This is a genomic window from Pseudomonas sp. UBT, assembly GCF_050915955.1.
GTDB classification, from domain to species: Bacteria; Pseudomonadota; Gammaproteobacteria; order Pseudomonadales; family Pseudomonadaceae; genus Aquipseudomonas; species Aquipseudomonas antarctica_A.
Window position 1 is genome coordinate 1,302,192 of the sequence record NZ_CP168079.1, and the last position, 24,412, is coordinate 1,326,603.

Annotated in this window: 19 protein-coding genes and 1 riboswitch; of the genes, 6 read left to right on the forward strand and 13 right to left on the reverse strand. The window is 60.8% G+C overall.

All coding sequences use genetic code 11. From position 1 onward, the window contains the following. Window positions 1–66: 66 nt before the first annotated feature. Entirely contained in the window at window positions 67–1,956 is a 1,890-nt protein-coding gene (gene thiC / locus ACDZ94_RS06045) for a phosphomethylpyrimidine synthase ThiC (protein ID WP_432751200.1), read from the reverse strand. A gap of 146 nt (window positions 1,957–2,102) precedes the next feature. Beyond that, window positions 2,103–2,208, reverse strand: a riboswitch (TPP riboswitch). Between the two features lie 196 nt (window positions 2,209–2,404). On the opposite strand from thiC, the gene ACDZ94_RS06050 reads away from it, so the two are divergent. Then, window positions 2,405–3,844, forward strand: a complete 1,440-nt coding sequence (locus ACDZ94_RS06050) for a TolC family outer membrane protein (RefSeq protein WP_064450382.1) — start codon at window positions 2,405–2,407, stop codon at window positions 3,842–3,844. Window positions 3,845–3,954: 110 nt separating this feature from the next. On the opposite strand, the gene waaA is transcribed toward ACDZ94_RS06050, so the two are convergent. After that, entirely contained in the window at window positions 3,955–5,232 is a 1,278-nt protein-coding gene (gene waaA, locus ACDZ94_RS06055) for a lipid IV(A) 3-deoxy-D-manno-octulosonic acid transferase (protein ID WP_262666868.1), read from the reverse strand. Between the two features lie 23 nt (window positions 5,233–5,255). Next, entirely contained in the window at window positions 5,256–6,146 is an 891-nt protein-coding gene (locus ACDZ94_RS06060) for a LysR family transcriptional regulator (RefSeq protein WP_064450380.1), read from the reverse strand. A gap of 102 nt (window positions 6,147–6,248) precedes the next feature. On the opposite strand from ACDZ94_RS06060, the gene ACDZ94_RS06065 reads away from it, so the two are divergent. Genes ACDZ94_RS06065 through ACDZ94_RS06080 form a run of 4 tightly spaced genes read left to right on the forward strand, consistent with a single transcriptional unit; the run spans window position 6,249 to window position 9,634 of the window. Continuing rightward, entirely contained in the window at window positions 6,249–6,584 is a 336-nt protein-coding gene (locus ACDZ94_RS06065) for a DMT family transporter (RefSeq protein WP_064450379.1), read from the forward strand. 55 nt (window positions 6,585–6,639) lie between these two features. Further along, window positions 6,640–7,815 carry an NAD(P)/FAD-dependent oxidoreductase gene (locus tag ACDZ94_RS06070; protein ID WP_064450378.1) on the forward strand — a complete coding sequence of 392 codons (1,176 nt, stop codon included), beginning with the start codon at window positions 6,640–6,642 and terminating at the stop codon, window positions 7,813–7,815. Further along, window positions 7,812–8,624 carry an aldo/keto reductase gene (locus tag ACDZ94_RS06075; RefSeq protein ID WP_064450377.1) on the forward strand — a complete coding sequence of 271 codons (813 nt, stop codon included), beginning with the start codon at window positions 7,812–7,814 and terminating at the stop codon, window positions 8,622–8,624. Before ACDZ94_RS06070 ends, ACDZ94_RS06075 begins: the two co-directional genes overlap by 4 nt. 41 nt (window positions 8,625–8,665) lie before the next feature. Continuing rightward, window positions 8,666–9,634 (forward strand): hypothetical protein, encoded by a 969-nt coding sequence (locus ACDZ94_RS06080; protein WP_064450376.1) that lies wholly within the window; start codon window positions 8,666–8,668, stop codon window positions 9,632–9,634. 122 nt (window positions 9,635–9,756) lie between these two features. Here ACDZ94_RS06080 and ACDZ94_RS06085 read toward each other — a convergent pair whose 3' ends face one another. The 3 genes from ACDZ94_RS06085 to msbA form a co-directional block, all read right to left on the reverse strand. Further along, window positions 9,757–10,692, reverse strand: a complete 936-nt coding sequence (locus tag ACDZ94_RS06085) for an NAD-dependent epimerase/dehydratase family protein (RefSeq protein WP_407015886.1) — start codon at window positions 10,690–10,692, stop codon at window positions 9,757–9,759. Next, complete coding sequence (gene hldE, locus ACDZ94_RS06090; protein ID WP_064450374.1) at window positions 10,685–12,109, reverse strand: bifunctional D-glycero-beta-D-manno-heptose-7-phosphate kinase/D-glycero-beta-D-manno-heptose 1-phosphate adenylyltransferase HldE; 1,425 nt, start codon at window positions 12,107–12,109, stop codon at window positions 10,685–10,687. The genes ACDZ94_RS06085 and hldE overlap by 8 nt, the downstream gene beginning before the upstream one ends. A 216-nt stretch (window positions 12,110–12,325) precedes the next feature. Beyond that, the gene (gene msbA / locus ACDZ94_RS06095; RefSeq protein ID WP_432751201.1) at window positions 12,326–14,131 is read right to left on the reverse strand and encodes a lipid A export permease/ATP-binding protein MsbA; all 1,806 of its coding nucleotides are present in this window, start codon (window positions 14,129–14,131) and stop codon (window positions 12,326–12,328) included. Between the two features lie 159 nt (window positions 14,132–14,290). Between msbA and ACDZ94_RS06100 the strand changes: the two genes are divergently transcribed. Beyond that, window positions 14,291–16,150 carry a bifunctional O-antigen ligase/aminoglycoside phosphotransferase family protein gene (locus tag ACDZ94_RS06100; protein ID WP_064450372.1) on the forward strand — a complete coding sequence of 620 codons (1,860 nt, stop codon included), beginning with the start codon at window positions 14,291–14,293 and terminating at the stop codon, window positions 16,148–16,150. Between the two features lie 45 nt (window positions 16,151–16,195). Here the strand turns inward: ACDZ94_RS06100 and ACDZ94_RS06105 are convergent, their stop codons facing one another. The 7 genes from ACDZ94_RS06105 to ACDZ94_RS06135 are packed head-to-tail and all read right to left on the reverse strand — an operon-like array spanning window position 16,196 to window position 24,351. Next, on the reverse strand, window positions 16,196–17,080 hold the full coding sequence (locus ACDZ94_RS06105) for a glycosyltransferase (protein ID WP_432751202.1): 885 nt from the start codon (window positions 17,078–17,080) through the stop codon (window positions 16,196–16,198). Continuing rightward, window positions 17,077–18,231, reverse strand: coding sequence for a glycosyltransferase family 4 protein (locus ACDZ94_RS06110; protein WP_432751203.1), 1,155 nt, complete (start codon window positions 18,229–18,231; stop codon window positions 17,077–17,079). Before ACDZ94_RS06110 ends, ACDZ94_RS06105 begins: the two co-directional genes overlap by 4 nt. Beyond that, the gene (locus ACDZ94_RS06115) at window positions 18,228–19,112 is read right to left on the reverse strand and encodes a DUF6625 family protein (RefSeq protein ID WP_064450369.1); all 885 of its coding nucleotides are present in this window, start codon (window positions 19,110–19,112) and stop codon (window positions 18,228–18,230) included. The genes ACDZ94_RS06110 and ACDZ94_RS06115 overlap by 4 nt, the downstream gene beginning before the upstream one ends. Before the next feature lie 59 nt (window positions 19,113–19,171). Then, on the reverse strand, window positions 19,172–20,587 hold the full coding sequence (locus ACDZ94_RS06120) for a PIG-L deacetylase family protein (protein WP_432751204.1): 1,416 nt from the start codon (window positions 20,585–20,587) through the stop codon (window positions 19,172–19,174). Beyond that, window positions 20,584–21,480: an antimicrobial resistance protein Mig-14 gene (locus ACDZ94_RS06125; RefSeq protein ID WP_262666855.1), complete on the reverse strand. Its 897-nt coding sequence runs from the start codon at window positions 21,478–21,480 to the stop codon at window positions 20,584–20,586. The genes ACDZ94_RS06120 and ACDZ94_RS06125 overlap by 4 nt, the downstream gene beginning before the upstream one ends. Next, window positions 21,480–22,610 (reverse strand): glycosyltransferase, encoded by a 1,131-nt coding sequence (locus tag ACDZ94_RS06130; protein ID WP_407015889.1) that lies wholly within the window; start codon window positions 22,608–22,610, stop codon window positions 21,480–21,482. Before ACDZ94_RS06130 ends, ACDZ94_RS06125 begins: the two co-directional genes overlap by 1 nt. Beyond that, a complete protein-coding gene (locus ACDZ94_RS06135; RefSeq protein ID WP_017138507.1) occupies window positions 22,594–24,351 on the reverse strand; it encodes a carbamoyltransferase family protein in 1,758 nt (585 codons plus the stop codon). Before ACDZ94_RS06135 ends, ACDZ94_RS06130 begins: the two co-directional genes overlap by 17 nt. Window positions 24,352–24,412: the final 61 nt, after the last annotated feature.

Sequence of the window (24,412 nt, forward strand, 5' to 3'; positions counted from 1 at the left end):
ATGCATTTCAAATGTGGGAGCGGGCTTGCTCGCGAAGAGGCCGGTACAGGCGCCTACAATCCCGGATCAGACCTTCTTGTAAAGCTGGCTCCCTTCCTGCTTGAACCGCTCCGCCTGCTCGGCCAAGCCCTTGGCCACATCCACATCCACCGCTTCAATGCGCTGGTTGGCCGCGTACTCACGCACTTCCTGGGTGATTTTCATCGAGCAGAACTTCGGCCCGCACATCGAGCAAAAATGCGCGACCTTGGCCGAGTCCTTCGGCAGGGTTTCATCGTGGTAGGAACGTGCGGTGTCCGGGTCCAGGCCGAGGTTGAACTGGTCTTCCCAACGGAACTCGAAGCGCGCCTTGCTCAAGGCGTTGTCGCGAATCTGCGCGCCGGGATGCCCCTTGGCCAAGTCCGCAGCGTGGGCGGCGATCTTGTAGGTGATGATCCCGGTCTTCACGTCATCCTTGTTCGGCAAGCCCAGGTGTTCCTTGGGCGTGACGTAGCAGAGCATGGCGCAACCAAACCAGCCGATCATCGCGGCACCAATGCCCGAGGTAATGTGGTCGTAGCCCGGTGCAATGTCGGTAGTCAGCGGGCCGAGGGTGTAGAACGGCGCCTCGTCGCAGCATTCCAACTGCTTGTCCATGTTCTCCTTGATCAACTGCATCGGCACGTGGCCCGGGCCTTCGATCATGGTTTGCACGTCGTGCTTCCAGGCAATTTTGGTCAGCTCGCCGAGGGTTTCCAGCTCGCCGAATTGCGCAGCGTCGTTGGCGTCGGCAATCGACCCCGGGCGCAGGCCGTCGCCAAGGGAGAAGCTGACGTCATAGGCCTTCATGATTTCGCAGATTTCGTCGAAATGCGTGTAGGTGAAGTTCTCTTTGTGGTGCGCCAGGCACCACTTGGCCATGATCGAACCGCCGCGCGACACGATGCCGGTGACGCGTTTGGCGGTCAGCGGTACGTAACGCAGCAATACACCGGCATGGATGGTGAAGTAGTCGACGCCCTGCTCGGCCTGTTCGATCAACGTGTCGCGGAACAGCTCCCAGGTCAGGTCTTCGGCGGCGCCGCCGACTTTTTCCAGGGCCTGGTAGATCGGCACGGTACCGATCGGCACCGGCGAGTTGCGGATGATCCATTCGCGGGTTTCGTGGATGTGCTTGCCGGTGGACAAGTCCATCACGGTGTCCGAGCCCCAGCGGATGCCCCAGGTCAGTTTCGCCACTTCTTCTTCAATGGACGAACCCAGGGCGCTGTTGCCGATGTTGCCGTTGATCTTCACCAGGAAGTTACGGCCGATGATCATCGGTTCCAGTTCGGTGTGGTTGATGTTGGCCGGGATAATCGCGCGGCCACGGGCGATTTCTTCGCGGACGAATTCGGGGGTGATGATTTTTGGCACGCTGGCGCCGAAACTGTGGCCGGCATGTTGCTGGTCGAGCAGGCCACTGGCGCGGGCTTCTTCAAGCTTCATGTTTTCGCGGATGGCGACGTATTCCATCTCGGCGGTGATGATGCCTTTGCGCGCGTAGTGCATCTGCGTGACGTTGGCGCCGGCCTTCGCGCGGCGCGGGTTCTTCACGTGGGCAAAGCGCAGGGCCGTAAGCTCGGCATCGCTGAGGCGCTGCTGGCCGAAGTGCGAGCTCAAGCCGGACAGGCGCTCGGTGTCGCCACGTACTTCGATCCACGGCGAACGTACATCGCCCAGGCCTTTGCGCACGTCGATGATGACGTTGGGGTCGGTATACGGGCCGGAGGTGTCGTACACCACCACGGGCGCGTTGATCTCACCGCCGAAATCGGTGGGGGTCACGTCCAGGCTGATTTCACGCATCGGCACACGAATGTCCGGGCGAGTGCCTTGCACGTAGATTTTTTGCGAGCGGGTAAACGGCTGCACGGAGCCGGAGTCGACCTTGGCCGATTCACTCAGGTGCACGGTGTTTTTTAATTTTGTAGTCATCACGGGCTCTCCAACTATCCAGGCGGTGGATTTTTGTCGGAGCGAACCTGGGACGGATGGACGCACTGAAAGCAGTGCTGTGCAAGGCACGAGGGCTGTTCGATTGTCGAACACCATCCCGGACGAAGCACAAGAGGACTCGCCGGGTGACGAGAAATCTTGTTCCCTACGCAGGCGCTAACCTGATCAGGTTCAACGGGATCCGGTATTTACCGATCTCAGCCTTCCAACAAGGCACCCCGACAAGAACGCGGCCAGTCTAGACCATGGCGTGGGCAAATTGCCAATAGCGGTGCATTCAGCGTGATGAATGGCGTGATTGCGGGATTGTTGCGCCGGGTCAGCCCCACTACACTCGGGGGCTGCCACAATGCTTGACGCCAGGAATGGCAAAACTTAGCCTTGGGCGCTAAATTATCGCCGTAATATTCACACTAGGGATCGCCTCATGCTGCGCAAACTTTCACTGGCTCTTGCCGTGTCTTGTGCGACCAATGGAATGGTCTGGGCAGCTGAAGCGCCCTTGTCCGCGAAAACCGATTTGGTCAGCGTCTACCAGGAAGCGGTGAACAACAACGCCGACCTGGCCGCCGCCCGCGCTCAATATGGCGCGCAAAAAGAAGTGGTGCCCCAGGCTCGCGCTGGCTTGCTGCCCAACCTCTCGGCCGGCGCCGACAGCAATAACGTGCGCACCCAGATCGCCCAACCGGCGGCCACCGCCAATCGTGACGCGCATTCCTGGCGTGCAACCCTGAGCCAGCCGCTGTTCCGCGCCGATCGCTGGTTCCAGTTGCAAGCCGCCGAAGCCGTCAACGAGCAAGCCTCGCTGCAACTCTCTGCCACCGAGCAGAACCTGATCCTGCAAAGCGCCGAAAACTACTTCGCCGTGCTGCGCGCCCAGGACAACCTGGCGTCGACCAAGGCCGAAGAAAACGCCTTCAAGCGTCAGCTCGACCAGTCCAACGAGCGCTTTGATGTGGGCCTGTCGGACAAGACCGACGTGCTGCAATCCCAGGCCAGTTACGACACCGCCCGCGCCAACCGCATCGTCGCCCAGCGCCAGGTGGACGACGCCTTCGAAGCGTTGATCACCCTGACCAACCGCCAGTACAACGCGATCCAGGGCGTCGTGCACACACTGCCGGTGCTGCCACCGGCGCCGAATGACGCCAAGGCCTGGGTTGAAACCGCCGGTCGCCAGAACCTCAACCTGCTGGCCAGCAACTACGCGGTGACCGCCGCCGAAGAAACCCTGAGACAGCGCAAGGCCGGCCACTTGCCGACCCTCGACGCCGTGGCGCAATACGAAAAGGGTGACAACGACGCACTGGGTTTCAGCAACCCTAACCAACTGCCGGTGCCCTATGGTGGCGATGTGTCCCAGCGCACCATCGGCTTGCGCCTGAACATCCCGATCTACAGTGGCGGCCTCACCAGTTCACAAGTGCGCGAATCCTATTCGCGCCTCGATCAAACCGAACAGCAACGCGAAGGCCTGCGTCGCCAGGTGGTGGAAAACACCCGCAATCTGCATCGTGCGGTGAATACCGATGTGGAACAGGTGCAGGCGCGTCGCCAGTCGATTATCTCTAACCAGAGCGCGGTGGAAGCCACGGAAATCGGCTATCAGGTGGGGACGCGCAACATCGTCGATGTGCTGGATTCACAGCGCCAGCTCTACGCGTCGGTGCGCAACTACAACAACAGCCGCTACGACTACATCCTCGACAACCTGCGCTTGAAGCAGGCCGCGGGCACGCTCAGCCCAGGTGACTTGCAGGACCTGACGCGTTACCTCAAGGCTGACTACAACCCGGACAAGGACTTCCTGCCGCCGGACCTGGCCAAAGCCGCCGCCGAGCAGCTCAAGGCCCGCCCAGGCTACTGAGCACAGCACAAAACCAATGTGGGAGCTGGCTTGCCAGCGATAGCATCACCTCGGTCTACCTGATGGACCGAGGCGTTTGCATCGCAGGCAAGCCAGCTCCCACATTTGGATCAGCGTTGAATCAGTCTGTCCAGGCCATCCAGCAAACGCTTGAGCGCGCCCTGGTTGGCCTGCATCACCGCGAGCCCCGCCTGCGCCATCTTGCAGGCGTCCTGCGGCAGTTCGAACAGTTGCCGCACCGCCTCGGCTAATCCCTCAGCATCATCCACCTCACGCAACGCCCCGGCGTCGCGCATCATCGCGCTGATTTCGAGGAAGTTGAACAGGTGCGGCCCCATGATCACAGGCTTGCCCAACGCGGCCGGCTCCAGCGGATTATGCCCACCGGTCGCCACCAGGCTGCCGCCGACAAACGCACTGTCGGCCAGGGCATAGAGAAACAGCAGCTCGCCCATGGTGTCGCCGAGCAGCACCGAGGTGTGCGCGGTAACGGCTTCACCGCTGGAGCGGCGTACCGTGGCAAACCCTTGTTGCCCACACAGCTCGAACATCGGGCCGAAACGTTCCTGATGTCGCGGTACCAATATCAGCAGCGCGTTGGGATAACTTTCGAGCAGTTGGCGATGGGCGGCCAGTACCACGTCGTCCTCGCCTTCATGGGTGCTGGCGGCGATCCACACCGGGCGCTCACTGGCGCCCCACTGCTCGCGCAAGGCCGCAGCACGCACCGGCAGCTCGGGGTCGATGGTCAGGTCGAACTTGATCGAGCCGGTGACTTCGACCGTTTCCGGGCGCGCCCCCAAGCTCAGAAAACGCTGGGCTTCGGTGTGGGTCTGCACCGCGAACAGGCTCATTTCAGACAGCATCGGCGCGGTCAGCTTGGCGAAACGCGCATAGCCCTTGGCCGAACGCGCCGATAGGCGCGCATTGGCCAGCGCCACTGGAATACCGCGTTGTGCGCAGGCGTGGATGTGGTTGGGCCACAACTCGGTTTCCATGATCACCGCCAGCTTGGGCTGCACGCGATCAAGAAAACGCTTGGCCGCGCAAGGCAGGTCATAGGGCAAATAGCAGTGCTGAATGCGCGGCTCATTGGCGAACAGCGCCTGGATGCGCTCGGAGCCGGTAGGCGTCATGCAGGTCACCGTGATCGGCAGCGTGGGATGGCGCGCCATCAGCCCACGGATCATTGGCGCAGCGGCAATGCTTTCGCCCACCGACACCGCATGCACCCAGATCCCGCCCGGCTGCATCACCGGCAAACCATAGGAAAAACGCTCGCCGACACGCTTGGCATAGGCCGGCGCCTTGCGCGCACGCAGCCACAGACGTAAAGCCACCAACGGCAGCGCCAGGTAAAACAGACAGCTGTAGAGAGTTCTATTCATGGCGGCGGAGTTTATCGGCTTTTTCAGTCAATCGCCTGCAAGCACTCGGCAAATCGTTCAGTCAGGAAACGCGCTGCAGGACCGAGGTGCTCGTCACGACGCCAGACCAGCTCCACCACCAGCGCGGGCGGCGTCCATTCGCTGTTCAATTCCACCATTTGTTGGTGGTAGGTCGGGTACTGCACGATATGCCGAGGCAACCAGGCCCAGCCCAGGCCACTCATCAGCCATTCGGCCAACACGTAGAAACTGTCGGCACGCCACACCAGCGGGCTGGCGGCTTCGCTGCCGGGGTAGACACTGGTCTGGGTCGACATCAGCAACTGGCGATACTGCGCCAGGCGCTGGCAGTCCACGTACTCGTCCTTGGCTAACGGGTGGTTCACGCCGCACACCGTGACCATTTCCACACTGCCAACCACCCGACGCTCAAGGGCCTCGGGCATCTGGTCGTGATAGAACAACAGGCCCAGGTCGGCTTTACGCTCCACCAGCTTGCGCGCCACATCGCCTTGCGCGGCGCTGGACAGCTGCACTTCCAGGAGTGGAAATTGCACGGCAAGCGCCTCAAGGCTATCGAGTACCGGCTGGTACAACATGGCTTCATCCTGGGCCAGGCGCAGACAGGCTTCCTCGCCGCGCGTCAGTGACAGCGCCCGGCCATTGAGCCGTTCGCACTGGCGCAGCACCTCGCGTGCCTCCTCCAGCAATACGCTGCCAGCTTCGGTCAGGCGCGGCTGACGGCCGCTGCTACGCTCAAACAGGCTGAGCCCCAGGTCAGCCTCCAACAAGGCAATTGCGTTGCTCACCGCCGATTGCGCCTTGCGCTCGCCGCGCGCTACAGCCGAAAACGAACGCTGCTCGGCGACGCTCACAAACAGGCGCATCTGCTCCAGATTCCACTGCACGCTCATGGCTAGCCCATCTTTAATTCGGATAGGTAATGACTTTATCTCATCTTCTGAAGCGTTAGAATGCCGACCTAAACAAGCCTGCAACACATCGAGGACTACCCCATGAATGCCGCCTACATTTATCTGGCCATTGCCATTTGCTCGGAAGTGGTTGCAACCGTTTCCATGAAAGCCATCAAGGGCTGGAGTACGCCTCTGCCGCTGGCACTGGTCATCATCGGCTACAGCATTGCGTTCTGGATGCTGACCCTGGTGGTGCGCACTGTACCGGTGGGCGTGGCGTATGCGGTCTGGGCCGGCATGGGCATCGTGATGGTCAGCATCGCGGCGCTGTTTATCTACGGGCAAAAGCTTGATGTCCCGGCGATGCTCGGGATGGGCCTGATTGTGCTGGGTGTGGTGGTCATTCAACTGTTCTCGAAAACCGCCGGGCACTGACCGCCACTCAACAGTCTGTATACTGCGCCTCTTGTCTTGAACACTGAGGTCGCCGATGCCATCCGTTATTTCCACCGACGTTCTGATTGTCGGCGCCGGAGTTGCCGGCCTCTGGCTTAACGCGCGCCTGCGCCGCCAGGGGTTTTCCACGGTGCTGGTGGAAAGCGCCACACTGGGTGGAGGGCAAAGCGTGAAGTCCCAGGGGATCATCCACGGCGGTGCGAAGTACGCCCTGCACGGCGCCCTCACCGGCGCATCCGAAGCAATTGCCGACATGCCGCGCCGCTGGCGCGAAGCCTTGGCCGGTAACGGCGAGCTGGACTTGTCCGGCGTACGCTTGCTGTCCGAAGCCCATTACCTGTGGTCCCCCGGCACACTTGCCGGCAACCTCACCAGCTTCTTCGCCAGCAAGGCCGTGCGTGGCCGTGTCGATCAGGTCAAGGGCGACGACTTGCCCCCGGCCCTGCAGGACCGACGCTTCAAGGGCAAGGTCTATCGCCTGGCGGAACTGGTGGTGGACGTGCCAAGCCTGATCGAACGCCTGGCCCAACTGGCCGGTGATGGCTTGCTCGCCGGGCAGCACATCGAACCGCTGCTGGACGGCGACACGCTCGCGGGGTTGAAGGTCGATGGCCGCGAGATCCGCGCCCAGCGCATCGTGCTGAGTGCCGGGGGTGGCACCGCTGATCTGCTGGCCTCTTTGGGCCTCAGCCAACCCGCCATGCAAACGCGCCCACTGCATATGATTATCGCCAAAGGCCCGGGCCTGAAGCCGTTGTATGCGCACTGCCTGGGCGGCGGCACCAAACCGCGCATCACCGTCACCACTCACCCGGCTGCCGACGGCAATTGGGTGTGGTACATGGGCGGCGATATCGCCGAGGCGGACGGCGTCGCACGCACGCCTGAAGAACAGATCGCCACCGCGCAAAAAGAGCTGGCGCAATTACTGCCGTGGATCGACATGAGCCAGACCCAGTGGGCCACGCTGCGGGTTGATCGCGCCGAGCCACTGCAATCGGGCCTGACCCGCCCCGACAACGCCTTCCTCGCCGAACAAGGCCGCCTGCTGGTGGGCTGGCCGACCAAGCTGGCGTTGGCGCCGGACTTCGCTGATCGCGTGCTCAACGCCCTGGAGCGCGACGGCATCCGCCCTAGCGCCAGCGAAACCCTGCCCGACCTGCCAAAACCGGCCCTCGGCCAACCTGCCTGGGAGCACCTGTTGCCATGAGCCTGCCAACCCTGCACGACCTGCATCGCCCACTGGGCAACACCGGCCTGCTGGTGTCGCCACTGGGCCTGGGCACCGTCAAGCTGGGCCGCGACCAGGGGGTGAAATACCCCAACGGCTTCCAGATTCCCAACGACGACGAAGCACGGATGTTATTGCGCCAAGCCCAACAGCTGGGCATCAACCTGATCGACACCGCCCCCGCCTATGGCCGCAGCGAAGAACGCCTGGGGCCGCTGTTACGCGGCCAGCGCAAGGATTGGGTGATTGTCAGCAAGGTCGGCGAAGAATTTGCCGATGGCGTGTCCCGTCATGACTTCAGTGCCGCCCATACGCGCCTGTCGATTGAGCGCAGCTTGAAAAGACTTGAAACGGATTTTATTGACCTGGTGCTGGTGCATTCCGATGGTAACGACCTGCATATCCTCAACGATTGCGAGGTGTACCAGACCCTGGCGGAGCTGAAAAAAGAGGGCAAGATTCGCGGCTTCGGCTTCTCCGGCAAAACTGTCGAAGGCGGTGTGAAGGCTCTGGAACAGGGTGATTGCGCGATGGTCACCTACAATCTGAACGAACAAGCCGAGAAAGCCGTGATTGATTATGCGGCGGCCCATGGCAAAGGCATCCTGGTGAAAAAGGCCCTGGCCAGCGGCCATGTGTGTCTTGCGCCTGGAATGGATCCAATTCGCGCCAGTTTCATGTTGTTGTTTGCGCAAACGGGTGTCGCCAGTGCTATTGTCGGGACCATTAATCCGCTGCACCTGGCCCATAACGTGGCGACCGCTGCCCAAGTCATTCGTCAACTCTGATGCCGCCGACGCGGCCGACCCCGTCGCAAAAAGGAGCCGACATGCCGCGTACGCTCATTAGAAAAAACCCCAGCAACTTTAAAACACTGCCGCTGCACGTCGAAGCCACCCCCGAAGGCCTGAGCTACCAGAGCGTGGGCATGCCGCTCAACTTTGCCCAGACCCTGCAACGGCGCAAGCCGGTGGAGGTGGCTGACCCCGAGCGTTTCGCCCTCGAGCTGGCGAACCTCGGCGTGTCGGTGCGCCTGACCCTGCACTGGCAGAACAAGGATTACTGGGTGCTGGTGCGCCAACGCCGCCAGGACCGTGGCGATGTAGTGCTCAAACTGATCTCCGGCTACGTCCCCGCCCACGAACTGAACCTGCCGCTGCACACTGCCATTCAGGAAATTGCCGAAGAGTGCCTGCTGGAAACCCCCGAGGGCTGGCTGGGCGGGCGCTTCAATGACACCTGGCTGCCGGCACCCTACTCTGCGGCCTTGCATTACCGTGAAGCCTTGCCGTTTCGCTTGAGCCCTTTGTCCGGTGCCGCACGCCCGGTACGCTGCGCGACCACGCAATTGATCGAACGCCCACGGGCTTACGTGCACCTGCCCACAGCGTCGCTGCAATTGATTTATGACCTGCGCCTGGAAGTGCCGAAGGAAGCCAAGTCCCTTAGCCTGTTCCATGTGGATGAACGGCTTGAAGGCGACCAACTAGTGGCGCGCCTGGACCGCCAGCGGCCCGACCTGTACCTGATGCCCCTGAAAGATGGCCAGCCGCTTGCCGAGCTGTACACCGTCAAGAAAGACCAGCTTTACCCGGCCAGTACGCGAGGCTTGTACCTGGCGGAAAGTTTCGCCCAGCAGGAGGGTTGGCTGGTGCGCGACGAGCGAATTCGCTGGAAGGATTGGGTCAGGCAGCAAGGCCTGGCAGAGCCGGAAAAAGAATCGAAGCTCAAGCGCTTGACCGGCAAGGCCCGGCAGATGCTGCGCAAGATCGTGCCGAAGAAAAAGGCCAGCCGCTGAACTCAAAAACGAAGCAGATCAATGTGGGAGCGGGCTTGCTCGCGAACGCGGTGCATCAGTTACACATGTACTGACTGACACGCCGCATTCGCGAGCAAGCCCGCTCCCACAGTTGATTGTGTTCAGCTGTTTAGTAGCCGCTCCAGGCCGACCTTCAACGGGGTTGGCTCAGGCAGCGTGAAACTGGCCAGCAACCGCTGGTTGTTGGCCCGCGAATGCCGAATATCCCCCGAACGCGCTGGCCCGTAGGTGATTACCGGCAACTGCCCCACCACCTCTTCCAGTGCCTGCAATACCTGCTTGAGCGTGGTGGTGCGGTTCCAGCCGACGTTGATCGCACCCAACGGTGCCTCAGGCGCTTCAATGGCCTGTACCAACACATCCACCAGGTCTTCCACGTACATGAAATCGCGGGTTTGCTCGCCATCGCCAAACACGCTGATCGGCACACCCTGTTGCACGCGCTCGCTGAAAATACTGATCACGCCTGAGTACGGCGATGAAGGGTCCTGGCGTGGCCCGAAGATATTGAAGAAGCGAAAAATCACCGGTTCCAGACCATGCTGGCGGCGGTAGAAATCGAAGTAATGCTCACCGGCCAATTTGTCCGACGCGTAAGGCGTCAGCGGAGCCTTGGTGGTCTCTTCGTCAATCGAAGCGCCCTCGCCATTGTTGCCATACACCGCAGCGCTGGAAGCAAACACCACACGCTTCACACCGGCCTTGCGCATGGCTTCGCAGACATTCAAGGTGCCGACAAAATTGCTTTGGTGCGTGCTGACCGGGTCATCCACCGAAGCCTGCACGGAAGCCACTGCCGCCAAGTGCACCACCGCCGTGGCGCCGACGGCGGCTTGCGCCACCAGTTCGGCGTTGGCGACATCACCTTCAATCAGCTGTACGCGCGGGTTGTCCAACGGCACATTGCTGCGCTTGCCGGTGGACAGGTCATCCAGCACCCGCACGGCGTAACCTTTTGCGAGCAATGCATCGACCAGGTGCGAGCCGATGAAGCCGGCACCACCGGTGATAAGGACCCACTTATCTGCGTTACTCATTGTTGCGGATCTTCTCGACAATGGCCGTGGTCGAGCTGTTTTCAACCAGCCCCAGCACTTTGACCGTACCGCCGTAAGCGCTGACGATGTCTGCGCCCACGACTTGATCAACGGAGTAGTCGCCGCCCTTGACCAGCACGTCTGGCTTGACTTGGGCCAACAGGTTTTCCGGGGTGCCTTCAGAGAAGCTGATCACCCAGTCCACAGCACCCAAACCGGCCAATACGGCCATGCGTCGGTCAACACTGTTGATCGGACGGCCCGGGCCTTTCAAGCGGCTGACCGAGGCGTCGTCATTGACGGCGACGATCAGGCGATCGCCTTGAGCGCGCGCCTGTTCCAGGTAAGTCACGTGACCGGCATGCAGGATGTCGAAGCAACCGTTAGTGAACACAATGCTTTCTTTGTGGGCACGGGCATCGTCAATCGCCAGCAGCAATTGTTCGAGACTCAGCACGCCACGCTCCGAGCCTTCGGAACGCTGGATCGCCCGGCGCAACTCAGGTGCGCTGATGGCAGCGGTACCCAGTTTGCCGACCACAATGCCCGCCGCCAGATTGGCCAGGGCCACGGCGTGGGGCAATTCTTCACCGGCCGCAATGGACGCCGCCAGGGTGGAAATCACCGTGTCACCGGCACCGGTGACATCGAACACTTCACGGGCCCGCGCCGGCAGGTGCATCGCCGGGTGGCCCGGGCGCAGCAGGGTCATGCCGTGCTCACCCCGGGTGACCAGCAAGGCACCCAGGTCGAGGTCGGCCATCAGCGCGGCGCCCTTGGTCACCAGTTCGTGTTCATCGGCGCAACCGCCGACGATGGCTTCGAACTCGCTGAGGTTTGGCGTGATCAGGCTGGCGCCCCGATAAATCGAGAAGTCCTTGCCCTTGGGATCGGCCAGCACCGGGATGTTGCGGGCCTTGGCGGCCTGGATAAGCACTTGATGATTCTTCAGGGCGCCTTTGCCGTAGTCGGACAGGACCAGCACCTTGATGCCTTCGAGCAACGCGTCAACCTGACCGCTCAGGGCCAGGGCGTCGGTGGCGAAGGGTTCTTCGAAATCGATACGCAGCAATTGCTGGTGACGGCTCATGACCCGCAGCTTGACGATGGTCGGCTGATGGGCAATGCGCTGGAACAGCGCGCGCACGCCTGCACCGCGCAGGCTGTTAGCCAGGCTGTCGGCGGCTTCGTCGTCGCCGGTTACACCCACCAGGGAGGCCGGTGCGCCGAGGGCGGCAATATTGAGGGCAACGTTGGCAGCGCCACCTGGACGGTCTTCGATTTGCTCGACCTTGACTACCGGTACCGGTGCCTCAGGGGAAATCCGTGAGGTACCGCCATGCCAGTAACGGTCGAGCATGACATCGCCGACCACCAAGACAGGGGCTTGATCGAATCGCGGCATGGACAACTTCATGGAGCAACCCACATACAAAATGAACAGGGGCGCGATATTAGCACAGGGTTACAGGCGGCTTGTGGAGGGCGTGACAGAAGATTGTGTGGCAGGCCTGCCAGGGAATCCACCGATGAACACCGGCGGGAGCGGGCTTGCCCGCGACAGCGTTGAATCAGTCGAAACATTCGGTGACTGACACTGTGCTATCGCGGGCAAGCCCGCGCCCACAGGGTTTTAGGTGATGTCGGCAGACACCGGCGCATCCAGGCCCATGGCATGCAGACGCGCGTAATAGCCGTTCTGCTTGAGCAACTCGGCGTGGGTACCGCGCTCGACAATCCGGCCGTCGTCCATCACCAGGATCAGGTCGGCCTTCTCGATAGTGGACAAGCGGTGCGCAATCACCAGGGTGGTGCGGCCCTGCATGACCTTGTCCAGAGCCGCCTGAATGTGCCGCTCGGATTCGGTGTCGAGGGCCGAGGTGGCCTCGTCGAGAATCAGCAGCGGTGCATTCTTGAGCAAGGCCCGGGCGATTGCCAGGCGCTGGCGTTGGCCGCCGGACAACAGCACGCCGTTTTCGCCCACCTGGGTATCGAAGCCTTTGGGCAACTGGTCGATGAAGTCCTTGGCATAGGCATCCGCCGCCGCCGCTTCAACGTCCGCCCGTGGCGCACCGGCCAGGTCGCCGTAGGCGATGTTGTTGGTCACGGTGTCGCTGAACAGGGTGACATGCTGGTTCACCTGGGCAATGTGCTTGCGCAGGTTGAGCAGTTTGTAATCTTCGATCTCTACACCGTCGAGCAGGATTTCGCCGCTTTCATGGTGGTAGAACCGCGGGATCAGGCTGGCCAGGGTCGACTTGCCGCTGCCGGAGCGGCCCACCAGAGCGATCATCTGCCCAGGTTCGGCCGTAAAGCTGATGTCCTTGAGCACATGGCGTTCGGTGCCGGGGTAGGTGAAGTTCAGGTTACGTACGTCCAGGCGGCCGCTGACCTTGTCGCGTTCGACGGTGCCGCGGTCGACTTCCTTCTCTTCGTCCAACTGTTCGAAAATGCTTTCAGCACCCGCCACGCCTTTCTGGATGGTCGAGCTGACTTCCGAGAGTTGACGGATCGGCTTGGGTAACAGGCCGGCCAAGGTGATGTAGGCAACCATGTCGCCAGCAGACGCATCGCCGCGAAGGTAAAGCACCAGGAACATCAGCACGGCCATGGCGGTGTAGATCACCAGTTGCAGCAACGGCGTGTAGATCGCCCCGGTGCGGGTCATGCGCAACTGCTTGTCGGTGTTGCCCTGGCTGGCCTTGAAGAAGCGCTTCTCTTCGTAGACTTCGCCGCCGAAGCTGCGCACCACGCGGTAACCCTGAATGGTTTCGGAAGCCACGTGGGTCACGTCGCCCATGGCCACCTGGATCTTCTTGCTCTGCTTGCGGAATTTCTTGCTGGCCGTGCTGACCATCACCGCAATCAGCGGCAGGATGGCGATCATCACCAGCGTCAAGCGCCAGTTCATGAACAGCAGTGAGGCAAACAGGAAGATCACCGTCATGCCTTCGCGAATCACCACCTTGATGGCATCGGTCGCCGCACCCGTGACCATGGTCACGTTAAAGGTGATGCGGGAAATCAGATGCCCGGAGTTGTGGTTATCGAAGTAGCGGTTGGGCAGCGTCAGCAGGTTATTGAATAACTGCACGCGCAGGTCGTGGACCAGGCCCAGGGAGACCTTGGCCAGCAGGTAGTTGCCCAGGAACGAACCCAGGCCCTGCCAGGCCGCGATCAGAATGATCAATAAAGGCACGGCTTGCAGCAATTGCAGGTCGCGCAGGAACGGTACGTTGGGGAACAGCACCGCTTCCGGGTTGGATAGGCCGTCGACGAAGTACTTGAGGATGTACCCCAGCATGGGCTGGGTCGACGCGAAAATCAGAAATCCAACGATACTCAGCGCGAACAAGCCGGCATAGGGCTTAACGTACATGAGCAGGCGGAAGTATATTTTCAAGCTCGAAGGGCTTGCGCTCGGACTGGAGTCGGTCATATCACGCGGCGTTTTGAAAAAGGAGGCTGACTTTAGCACAGCTTCTCTGTTGTACTTGCACCCGGTATAACCCACGGCCCGGTTGGATCCAACCGACGACATTACATAGCGACTACTTTAAGATGGTCGGCTTTCTCAATTCTGGAATGGCTTTTCTGTATGCACTCCAAGCGCCTTGCCTACGGCTCAAATCGCGTTTTCGACTTCCTGGTCCTATGGATTTTGCCCATTGGCTTGTTGTTGCTCCTGAGTTCGCTGTTCTACGTCACCAATCGCAATGTCATGCACCGGTTCTACTACGGTTTTTTCAGTGTGCCGACCTTGTTCCTGCTGTGCTTGCGCCCTCGGGAAATCAAGGAGCTGTTGCGTGAACCCCTGATCGTCGCGTTCCTGGCGTTTTGCGCCTGGGCGCTGACCACCGTGTTGTGGAGCCCGGAACCTACCGGCGACTCCAACCTGTTCAAGGTGCCACTGCAAACGTTCATGCTGTTTGCCGGCTGCGGGCTGCTGCTGCATTACCGCAAAGAGCTGTTCAAGCCGATATTCTTCAGTGCCGCCGTGATCGCGCTGGTGGTGTGCCTGTGCAACCTGGTGGCATTCGCCAAAGGCTTCGAGCCCGGCCTGAGCATGCGCATGATCGGGGGCCGTGGTGCCCTCGACAACCCACTGCTCAGCTCCCACCTCTTCGGCTTTTTCTGCGTCTATTGGCTCTATATCTGCATCACCACCCAGCGCCTTCGCGTGCTGTGCTTCAGTGCGCCTGCACTGGCGATCATGACGTTAGCGATCCTGGCCACCGGCTCCCGCACGCCGCTGGTTGCGCTGACGCTGGCCGCCGTATGGATCGCCTTTGTCAGCCGCAATCGCCGCTCGGCACTGATGATTGCAACCCTGGTGCTGGGGGCTGCGGCGCTTCTGCTGTTTTATCCCGAAGCAATTACCGAGCGTGGCAGTTCGTACCGCTTTGAGTTGTGGGGCATGACGCTGCAGCGTATCGCCGAGCACCCCTTCATCGGACACAGCTACGACTCCGAATTGTCCCTGATCGTGGGCGGTGTCGAGCTGATGGAACCCCACAGCTTTGCGCTCGGCGTGCTCTATTACGTCGGCATCATCGGCTTTATCCCGTGGATCTTCATGCTTGGCTGGGGCCTGTACAAAGGCTTTAAAGAGCGGGCACAGCCGCTGTTCCTAATGACTTCCGCCCTGCTGGCCTACGGCATCGGCGCCGGCCTGACCGAAGGCGGTGGCATCCTGTCGCGGCCCAAGGAGCACTGGTTCCTGCTGTGGATCCCCCTGGCCCTGATCGCCGGCCTGAGCATCGCCAAACGTCGTGGCAGCCTGCTGCGCATTCCGGTGCAAACGCCCAAGCAGCAGGCGTTTGAAGCACTGCGCAGCGGCGCTGATGTCATCGAGGAAGATGGTCTTGGGCCGAAAGTCCTGCGCCTGCAGGATGGTAGCTTCCTCAAGCTGTTCCGGGCCCGCCGCTGGTACACCTCCGGCATGTTCAACCCCTATTCGGAACGCTTTGTCAGCAACAGCGAACAACTGCGACGGCTAGGCATTGCATCACCGGCCATCCTTGATCTGTATTACCTGCAGGATGGCAGCAGCGCCGTGCACTATCGGCCGCTGCCCGGCCTGACGCTGCGTCAGGCCCTGCAAAGCCTGGACAGCAGCCTGCGTGAATCGCTGATTGAACGGTTCGGCCGGTTTATGGCTCAGTTGCACGAGCGCGGTGTGTACTTCCGCTCCCTGCATTTGGGCAATGTGCTGCTCTTGGAAGACGGTGAGTTCGGCCTGATTGACGTGGCAGACATGCGCATCTTTCCGTCAGCGCTGCGCAACACGCTGCGCCAGCGCAACTTGAAGCATATGCAACGCTATTCGCAGGACCGCAACTGGTTGTTCGAAACCCACTTCGAACAGCTGGCCAACGGGTATGCGTCGGTCGCATCGCCGCAAGCCACGCTGAAAATCCGCGAGCAGGTCCTCACACTCGCTCGCCCTGCCACCTGAAGGCAAGCCCGGTGCGCCCCTGAAACGGGGCGCACTCACGCGGTATCAGTCTTTTTCCAGCGGGGAAAAGTACAGTCGGCCAAGGCCGCGCCAGGTTTTCTTGTTCCAGGCACGAAACGGGATCTGCGCCAACAGCTCTTGCGCCAATGCACGATTGCGATTGGACGTCTTGAGGAACATGGAGCTTAGGAACTTGTAACGCACCTCGTCATATTGCGGGTGGTCACTGAACAGCGCGTAGGAACGCAGGATGTTGTCGATCATGAATCGATGATTCTTGTACGAGTTGGTAGCGTGCTTGCGGTAGCGCGCCATCACCACGTTCAAACCGTCGATGAAGTACCCGGCGCGGGTAATCTTCAGCTCGATCAACAAGTCTTCCAGGCGAATCTGCGGGTCGAACCCACCGACCTTTTCCAGCGCCTCGCGCCGGATCATCAGCGTGGGCGCTGGCGGGTAGGGTTTGCGCTCCAGAAACATATCGTCGAAGTCCAGGCGCCGAAAAGGCACATCCCGGCGTTGGCGTTTCTCGGGAAGCAGCTCGCCGCTGGAGTCGATCAGCTCGATATTACCGGCACAGATACCCACCTCAGGCTTGCCATCCATATAGGCCACCTGGGTCGCTATGCGCTCCGGCAACATGATGTCGTCGGAGCCGAACGGCACAATCAGCGGGCCTTGAGAGCGTGCAATCGCGCCATTGAGCGTATTGGTCAGCCCTTGATTCTGCTGGACACGAAAGTCGAAGGCATGGTGTTCCTGCAATCGACGAATGCGCTCGACACTGTCGTCTGTCGACCCATCGTCAATCACCAACAGCTCGATGTTGGGATACGTCTGGTTCAGGACGCTGAGGATGCTTTCCTCAATGTAGGGCGCATGGTTGTAAGACGCGATGATCACCGTGACCAAGGGCTGACTCTGGTTCATACATTGTTCCTGCGTGCTTGAGCCAATCCTGAATCAATCAGTTCCAGGTATTCCTGGCGGAACACCTCAATGTCGTGCTGCGCCTGAAGGTACTGATAAGCCTGCTCGCCTTTCTGCGCGAGCGCTTCATCGGACAGCGCCAGGTAGGTGTCCAGCGCCTGGGTCAGCTCGAGCACGTTGGCCGGCTCCACGGCCAGGCCACCCGCGCCTTGAATCAGCGGCAGCATGGCCGGTACGCTTGAGGCGATCACTGGCAGGCGACCGCTCATGCCTTCCAGCAGTGCCAGGCCCAAGCCCTCTGCCAGCGAAGGCATCGCCCAGATATCAAAGGCGCGTACGTATTGCAGGGCATTTTCCTTGAAGCCCAGCAAATGCACACGGCCCGCCAGACCAAGGCTGTTGATTTGCGCGGCCAGGTTGGACTCTTCGCGCCCGGCACCAATGATGGCGAGCTGCGCCGAAGGGTATCGGTCTTTAAGCGCCGCAAATGCCTGCAACAAATAGGTGTGGCCCTTCACCGGCACCAGTCGCCCCAAGGCGCCGATCAACCGCACCGAAGGGTCGATGCCCAGCAACTCGCGCGCGCGTTCACGCGAATGCTGCAAGCCTTCGGCCTGCTCGATGTCGATGGCATTGGTAATGGCGTAGGTATTGCGGTCGGTAAACCCGCACTTGCAGTCCAGCAGGTACTGCTTGACCGCTGGCGACACGCCGACAAAACGCCAGTGCTCGTCGATCCAGCGCTGGGCCTGCTTGCGTCGGTAAAGGCGGTCGTACTCGCCAAAGCCGTGGGAGATGCCGATGCACAACGGGATCTTCAACCAACGGTTCAGCTGCAACATCATGTTGACCGGCTTGAAGCGGTTGCACACCACGACGTCAAACTTTTCCTTGCGGCAAAACTGATACAGCCGCCACATGGCGCGAAGTCTCAAGCCCTTGAGCGACTTGTCGGAAAACTCAAAGTAAACGGACGTGGCGGCGCGACTGACCGGGTCCGCAGGCCCAGGCCGGCCACGCAAAAAGGCGGCGGTGACTTCATAGCGGTCCGCAGGCAATGCCTTGACGATCTGTTCGGCCAGGTCGGCAAAATCATGGGATTTAACATTGTAGTCAGGCTGCAATTGCAGGACCTTGAGACGCCGACTCATAACTCTCCTCGATGGAAACCTGTGGCATCAACAACCCAGGTTTTTTCAGCGGCCAGCGTCTCGATGTACGCGGCGTCTGGCGCCGGCAGCAACGGCCACTGATTACGCTTCCAGCAGACAAAATGGAAATACGGAAATTCCCGACCGCCATCCCTGTCGTTGGTCAGGCGACCATTATTCCAGAACCATTGATGCGGGAAGCGATCACTGCCGTCGTGCCATTTGATCGCACCACCCGGCGTACTGAACGCCTCGGTGAATTCACTGCGCCGACGCCACGGGTTGAGCTTGCCTACCAGCTCGAACAGCGGCTTCGGAAAATTCTTGCGCCACAGGAAAATCCTGCTGAACGCGCCTTCATCCAGGGCATGATGCTCCTGATCAGTGAAGCGCGCTTCCCAATCCTTGATCTGCATGAACACTTGGCGCTTTCTGGCGGTATTGCGCATCAGGCACAAATGGCCGGCCACCCGCCGCTCATGGGTCGAGAACAGGTCATAGCCGGCCAACCGATCAGCAGTGAAGTATTCGCGCAGGTTGCCATAGATCAGGTCGAGGTCGCCAAACGCCCAGAAATCGTAGCCATTGAGGCGGTCAGCATGAATGTGCCCCAGCGCTGGCTTGATATCACACAGCTTGTACGGCGCCTGGGGCGCAAAGTTGATGTACAACCGCTGTGACACCAAAGCGCAGTAATCGGCAAAGCTAATACTTTCAATCCGGACGTTGTCCGGCACGTTGGCCGGTATCGGACAGTCGCTGAACAACAACCAGTCGATGTCCGCGTTGCGTCTGCAGCTTTCGAGAAAAAACGGCATCCAGAATGGCCAGTGACCAAAGTACGGGATAAGAAAAAGGATGCGGGGGCATGGATTAATCACTGGGGACTCACTGTCATTTTTTTACTGGGACGTGCTGCACGCCACTTCGTTGCTTAACGTTACTTGTGCTTGATGAACCAAAAAAGTTCATGCCGCCGGACGGCCTTGCGAAAAAACTCATTTTCACCCCACGGCGAAACGGCTCTTCCCGCCAGCAGGCGTTGTATGACACGCCGCACCCGCCGCTTGAACGGCATCCTCGGTTGCAGGTCATGCATCATGCCCAACGACATCGCCTTGTCACATTGCCGTTCTTGGGATAACGGCAGGCAATAAGGCAACAAAGTGTAAGTGGAATCAAAGGCTGGCGGCAAAGCAACACCGTTGCCCGAATCCCCCATAGGCCAGCGGTCGTTGTCATGCAGATGGTTGGCGTAGCCGAGCAAAGTGGTCGGCTGCCACTCCAGGCCCTGCAAGGCTTCCAATACGGCCTGCTGGGCGCAGATATGGTCAGGGTGCGGGTCAAGCACCGGATGGGGCAACACGATGACTTCAGGGCGCGCCATCAACAGCAAGGCCCGCAGGTCAGCCAACAGATTGTTCCAGGTTGGCTGGCCGTCGGTGTCGGCAGGCAAGGGGAAAGGGTTGAATTGGCGAAATACACGAATATCGCTCAGCTCGGCCTCTCGAGAAGCCACTGCGCGATCCGGCTCGGCCTTCATCGCCGCCAACTGCAGGCAAAAATACCCAAGCTGAACGGAGTGTTCTTGCGGCACCCCAGCCCAACGCGGCACAGCGATGCTGTCCCAGGCGCGCAAACGGCCCTTGAGCCGTGCCGCCTCAGGCTTGCCCAAGCCCATTTGCTGATAGTGCTCGGCTTCAATCTCGCCGGCCGTCAGCGTCACGATCCAGGGTTGCGCCGCCTGACTGTACAGGCCAAAAGCTGCAAGCTCGGCATCATCGGCATGGGGCGCAATCACCATCACCCGCTGCTGGCGCACATCAGGCTGGCGGAATACCGACAACACGGGCGCGCCCTGCACACGACAGAACCGACCACGCAGCTGCAACTGCCCATCGAGCAACGCTTGCGCCTGGCCGGTAAGGTTCAGATAACGCAGGCCATTGACGCCGCGCTCGAATACTTGGCGATCACCGTCGGGCAACGCGATGAACGGGTCGATAAAGCGGCCCAGCACACTGCTCTTGAGCCGCAGCGCGAGGATCAACGTCTCGTCGCCCGACAGCTCAACGGTTTCGCCCAACAGCAGCCGGCCCTCGCTCAGCACCACCTTGGGTTGCTCGGTATCCGCTGCAAACTGATACTGGTAGTCGTCCTTGGGCGAGTAAAACAGATGGTCGGCAAACCAGGCCTCATGGGCGACCCAGGCCAGCACTGCCAACAGCAGCGGCAGCCACCAGGCCACCAGCACACCCACGCCGACCAACACCAGCAAACTGACCAACAGACCCATGCGTTTATTGCGGCGATGGCGCTTGAGCAGCGCCTGCTTGCGGCTCGTAGACTCACTCATACCGTGAACACCGGCACGGGGTTGCACCAACGGTCCTTGTACTCGCGGTCCGCACGGCCAAACGAAAACCGCAATGGCTTACCGGCTTCGCGTGCTTGCTCCCAGGCACTTTGTGTATTGAGGAAGCTCAATACGCTGCCCGGGCTGAATGCGCGGGTTTCGGGGTCCACGCCGCCATTGATGTACTCGACACTGATCCACTGCGGCGCTTCGACGCGGTAGACCAACTGAATGGCGATCGGCGCATCGTTGAGGAAAATCACCGAACCGATCAGCCACTCACGCAGCAGCTCGATCACCTGTGCCATGCGTTCGGCGCCTGTGGCGGGAAAGCCCCAGCGGCGCTGAAACAGGTCGCAGTAGATCGCCGACAGCTCTGCGCTGGAGAACGCCTGCACCGGCCGCACCACACCGCCCGCCTCTTCCAGCAGGCGCAACTCGCGGCGTTGGTTATAACGAAACTTCTTCGACAACTCTTCCGGCGTACGCGCCATGGCCAGTTGCTCGGCCTGCGGCTTGAGGCCCGCAAAACGGCCCTCATTCAGGGCCGACAGGTAACGCGCGCGATGGCGCAGCGCGGCTTGGGCATCCTCGGCAGCGGGCAGGATCAACTCGGCGTTACCCAGGTCGAACAAGCCTTTCTTGCCATGCCGTTTGAGAACATCCTTGGACAACGCCAGGTCGCGTCCCCAGGTCGCAATGCAGGCCTTGAGCTCGCCGCCCTGCTCCCATGCCAGATAGCGCACGGGAATGTCGGCCAAGCCGGCGAGACGCTCGACCACCTGCGGATGCGTGGCGACACTGCCACCAAAACGCTGCCAGGCTTCGCTGTAGGTCGGCGCGTCAACAACGGACCAGCCGCGCTCGCGCCAGCCTTGGAATCGATTGAGCATCAAGCCCTCGCGGTCAATTCAAGTACGGGGGGCAACTGCCAGAAAGTATCGCGCACCGCCTGGTCAGAAAACCGTTGGTGCAGGCGTTCAAGCATCATCTCGGCACACAGTTGGTGCTGTTGACGATCCATCGCCGCCAGGTGCCGAAGGCCCTGGCCCAAGTGCTCGGCATCACCCAACGGAAACAGAATGCCCACGCCCTCGACCACTTCCCGGGCGCCGCCGCAGGATGTTGCGAGCAACGGCACACCGGCGACCATGGCTTCCAGCAACACCATGCCGAACGGCTCATGATCGGAGCTCAGGGCAAAGGCGTCGAACGCGCGAAAATACCGGCGTGCGTCCGGCACCTGGCCGAGGAACAGCACTTGGTCGGCAATGCCCAGCTCCCGCGCCAGGGCCTTGAGGTCTTTCTCCAGGCGCCCGGTGCCGAGGATCGCCAGGCGACTCTGCGCCGGCAAATGTGGCAACGCCAAGGCAAAGCCCTTGAGCAAGGTAGCCTGGTCCTTGTCCGGATGCAGGCGACCGACGTTGCCGACCACCCATTCATCCGGTGACAGCCCCAGGGCATCCCGCGCCTCATCGGCCGGCACCTGCAGCGCTTGCATGGCCTCGACATCGATGCGGTTATACAACGTCTGAATACGCGCCGCAGGCCAGCCCGGCAGGCAGCGACGCATATCATCGCGCACCGCATCGGACACACCGAGCAGGCTCAGGCGCTTGCTGAAAATCGACGCGAGCAGCTTGCGGCTACGGCGCTGATAGTCACCAAACGCATGATGCACGCCGATCACCGGCAGGCGCGTGCCGAGCAAGGCGATATAGATCGGCTTGAACCGGTGGGCGATGCAGAAACTGAAGTTGCGCGACGCGGCGATCTTGCGCAACTCACGGATGGCGCCCAGCTTCAGGCCACGAATGGCCTTGGAGCTGAACTCCATGAACAACACTTCATCGGATGCGCAACCAGCGGCTACCGCAGGGTCGGCGGCCCCGGTAAGAAACACCGTGGTCACCTTGTAGCCGGTGCCTGCGAACAAACTGGCGTACTGCCGCGCGCAGTCCAGAAACGGCCCGTCATAGCCGTGGCAGAACTGCAGGACGTGGCGCTCAGCCGACCGAGTCATAAGGGTCCACGCCGTCTTTGACGACCAGGATGTCTTCCATGATCAGGTATTGCAGGTCGGAGCCGAAGAACATGTTCAGCGCGTCGGTCGGCGAGCAGATCATCGCTTCGCCACGGCGGTTGAGCGAGGTGTTCAGCGACACGCCGTTACCGGTCAGCACTTCCAGCTCTTTCATCATGTCGTAGTAGCGCGGGTTGTATTCGCGCTTGAGCACCTGGGCGCGGGAGGTGCCATCTTCATGGACCACTTCCGGTACGCGGGTTTTCCACTCTTCCGACACTTCAAACGTGAAGGTCATGAACGGCGCCGGGTGATCGACCTTGATCATCTGCGGGGCCACGGTGTCGAGCATCGACGGGCAGAAAGGCCTCCAGCGCTCGCGGAACTTGATCTGGTGGTTGATGCGGTCGGCCACGCCGGTGGCGCTCGGGCAACCGATGATCGAACGACCGCCCAATGCACGCGGGCCAAACTCCATGCGGCCCTGGAACCAGGCCACCGGGTTACCGTCGACCATGATCTTGGCGATGCGCTTGGGCATGTTTTCGATCTTGCGCCACACCGGCTTGCTTTCGTGTTTGGCGCACGCAGCGATCACGTCTTCGTTGCTGTAGGACGGGCCGAGATAGACGTGTTCCATCTTCTCTACCGGTACACCACGGGCGTGGGACACATAGGCCGCCGCGCCAACCGCGGTGCCGGCATCGCCGGACGCCGGCTGCACGAACAGCTCTTTGACGTCGTCACGGGCAATGATTTTCTGGTTCAGCTTGACGTTCAGCGCGCAGCCGCCGGCGAACGCCAGCTTGCCGGTGTCCTTGAGGATGTCGCCCAGGTAGTGGTCGATCATCTGCAGGGCCAGCTTTTCGAACAGCGCTTGCATGCTGGCCGCGTAGTGGATGTAAGGCTCGTCGGCGATGTCGCCTTCGCGCTTGGGACCCAGCCACTCGATCAGTTTTGGCGAGAAGTAGAAACCCTTGCCCTTCTCTTTATAACGGCGCAGACCGATGACGTTGGCGTAGTCGGTGTTGATCACCAGCTCGCCGTTTTCAAACGAGGCCAGGCGCGAGAAATCATACTTGCTGGCATCGCCATATGGCGCCATGCCCATGACCTTGAACTCGCCGTCGAGCATCTCGAAACCGAGGAACTCGGTAATCGCGCCATACAGGCCACCCAGGGAGTCCGGGTCGTAGAATTCCTTGATCTTGTGGATCTTGCCGTTTTCGCCGTAGCCGAAGAACGTGGTGGCGTACTCACCCTTGCCGTCGATGCCCAGGATCGCGGTTTTTTCCTGGAAGCCCGAGCAGTGGTAGGCGCTGGAAGCATGGGCCAGGTGGTGTTCAACCGGCTCGATCTTGATTTTTTTCGGATCGAAGCCCAGTTGCTCCAGGCACCAGACGATCTTGTTGCGATAGCGCTTGTAGCGACGGTTGCCCATCAGGATCGCGTCGAGCGCGCGGTCCGGGGCGTACCAGTAACGCTTGGCATAGTGCCAGCGCGCCTCGCCGAACAGGCTGATCGGCGCGAAGGGAATCGCCACCACGTCAACGTCGGAAGGCTTGATGCCGGCTTGTTCCAGGCAGAACTTCGCCGATTCGTAAGGCATGCGGTTCTTTGCATGTTTGTCGCGTACGAAGCGCTCTTCTTCGGCGGCCGCGATCAGCTTGCCGTCGATATACAACGCTGCGGAAGGATCATGGCTAAGGGCGCCGGACAGGCCAAGAATCGTCAATGCCACAGGGGTCTAGCCTCTTTTAGTCTGCATACAGGCGGGTTGCGCCTGAAAAAAGTGTGCCTCC

What these genes read in the sequence shown, in the direction of transcription:
- hldE (WP_064450374.1), bottom strand. Translation starts at nt 12,109, where the DNA reads ATGAAGTTGTCCATGCCGCGATTCGATCAAGCCCCTGTCTTGGTGGTC.
- ACDZ94_RS06070 (WP_064450378.1), top strand. Translation starts at nt 6,640, where the DNA reads ATGCCATCCGTTATTTCCACCGACGTTCTGATTGTCGGCGCCGGAGTT.
- ACDZ94_RS06080 (WP_064450376.1), top strand. Translation starts at nt 8,666, where the DNA reads ATGCCGCGTACGCTCATTAGAAAAAACCCCAGCAACTTTAAAACACTG.
- ACDZ94_RS06100 (WP_064450372.1), top strand. Translation starts at nt 14,291, where the DNA reads ATGCACTCCAAGCGCCTTGCCTACGGCTCAAATCGCGTTTTCGACTTC.
- ACDZ94_RS06105 (WP_432751202.1), bottom strand. Translation starts at nt 17,080, where the DNA reads ATGAACCAGAGTCAGCCCTTGGTCACGGTGATCATCGCGTCTTACAAC.
- ACDZ94_RS06075 (WP_064450377.1), top strand. Translation starts at nt 7,812, where the DNA reads ATGAGCCTGCCAACCCTGCACGACCTGCATCGCCCACTGGGCAACACC.
- ACDZ94_RS06130 (WP_407015889.1), bottom strand. Translation starts at nt 22,610, where the DNA reads ATGACTCGGTCGGCTGAGCGCCACGTCCTGCAGTTCTGCCACGGCTAT.
- waaA (WP_262666868.1), bottom strand. Translation starts at nt 5,232, where the DNA reads ATGAATAGAACTCTCTACAGCTGTCTGTTTTACCTGGCGCTGCCGTTG.
- msbA (WP_432751201.1), bottom strand. Translation starts at nt 14,131, where the DNA reads ATGACCGACTCCAGTCCGAGCGCAAGCCCTTCGAGCTTGAAAATATAC.
- ACDZ94_RS06085 (WP_407015886.1), bottom strand. Translation starts at nt 10,692, where the DNA reads ATGAGTAACGCAGATAAGTGGGTCCTTATCACCGGTGGTGCCGGCTTC.
- ACDZ94_RS06120 (WP_432751204.1), bottom strand. Translation starts at nt 20,587, where the DNA reads ATGAGTGAGTCTACGAGCCGCAAGCAGGCGCTGCTCAAGCGCCATCGC.
- ACDZ94_RS06125 (WP_262666855.1), bottom strand. Translation starts at nt 21,480, where the DNA reads ATGCTCAATCGATTCCAAGGCTGGCGCGAGCGCGGCTGGTCCGTTGTT.
- thiC (WP_432751200.1), bottom strand. Translation starts at nt 1,956, where the DNA reads ATGACTACAAAATTAAAAAACACCGTGCACCTGAGTGAATCGGCCAAG.
- ACDZ94_RS06050 (WP_064450382.1), top strand. Translation starts at nt 2,405, where the DNA reads ATGCTGCGCAAACTTTCACTGGCTCTTGCCGTGTCTTGTGCGACCAAT.
- ACDZ94_RS06060 (WP_064450380.1), bottom strand. Translation starts at nt 6,146, where the DNA reads ATGAGCGTGCAGTGGAATCTGGAGCAGATGCGCCTGTTTGTGAGCGTC.
- ACDZ94_RS06110 (WP_432751203.1), bottom strand. Translation starts at nt 18,231, where the DNA reads ATGAGTCGGCGTCTCAAGGTCCTGCAATTGCAGCCTGACTACAATGTT.
- ACDZ94_RS06065 (WP_064450379.1), top strand. Translation starts at nt 6,249, where the DNA reads ATGAATGCCGCCTACATTTATCTGGCCATTGCCATTTGCTCGGAAGTG.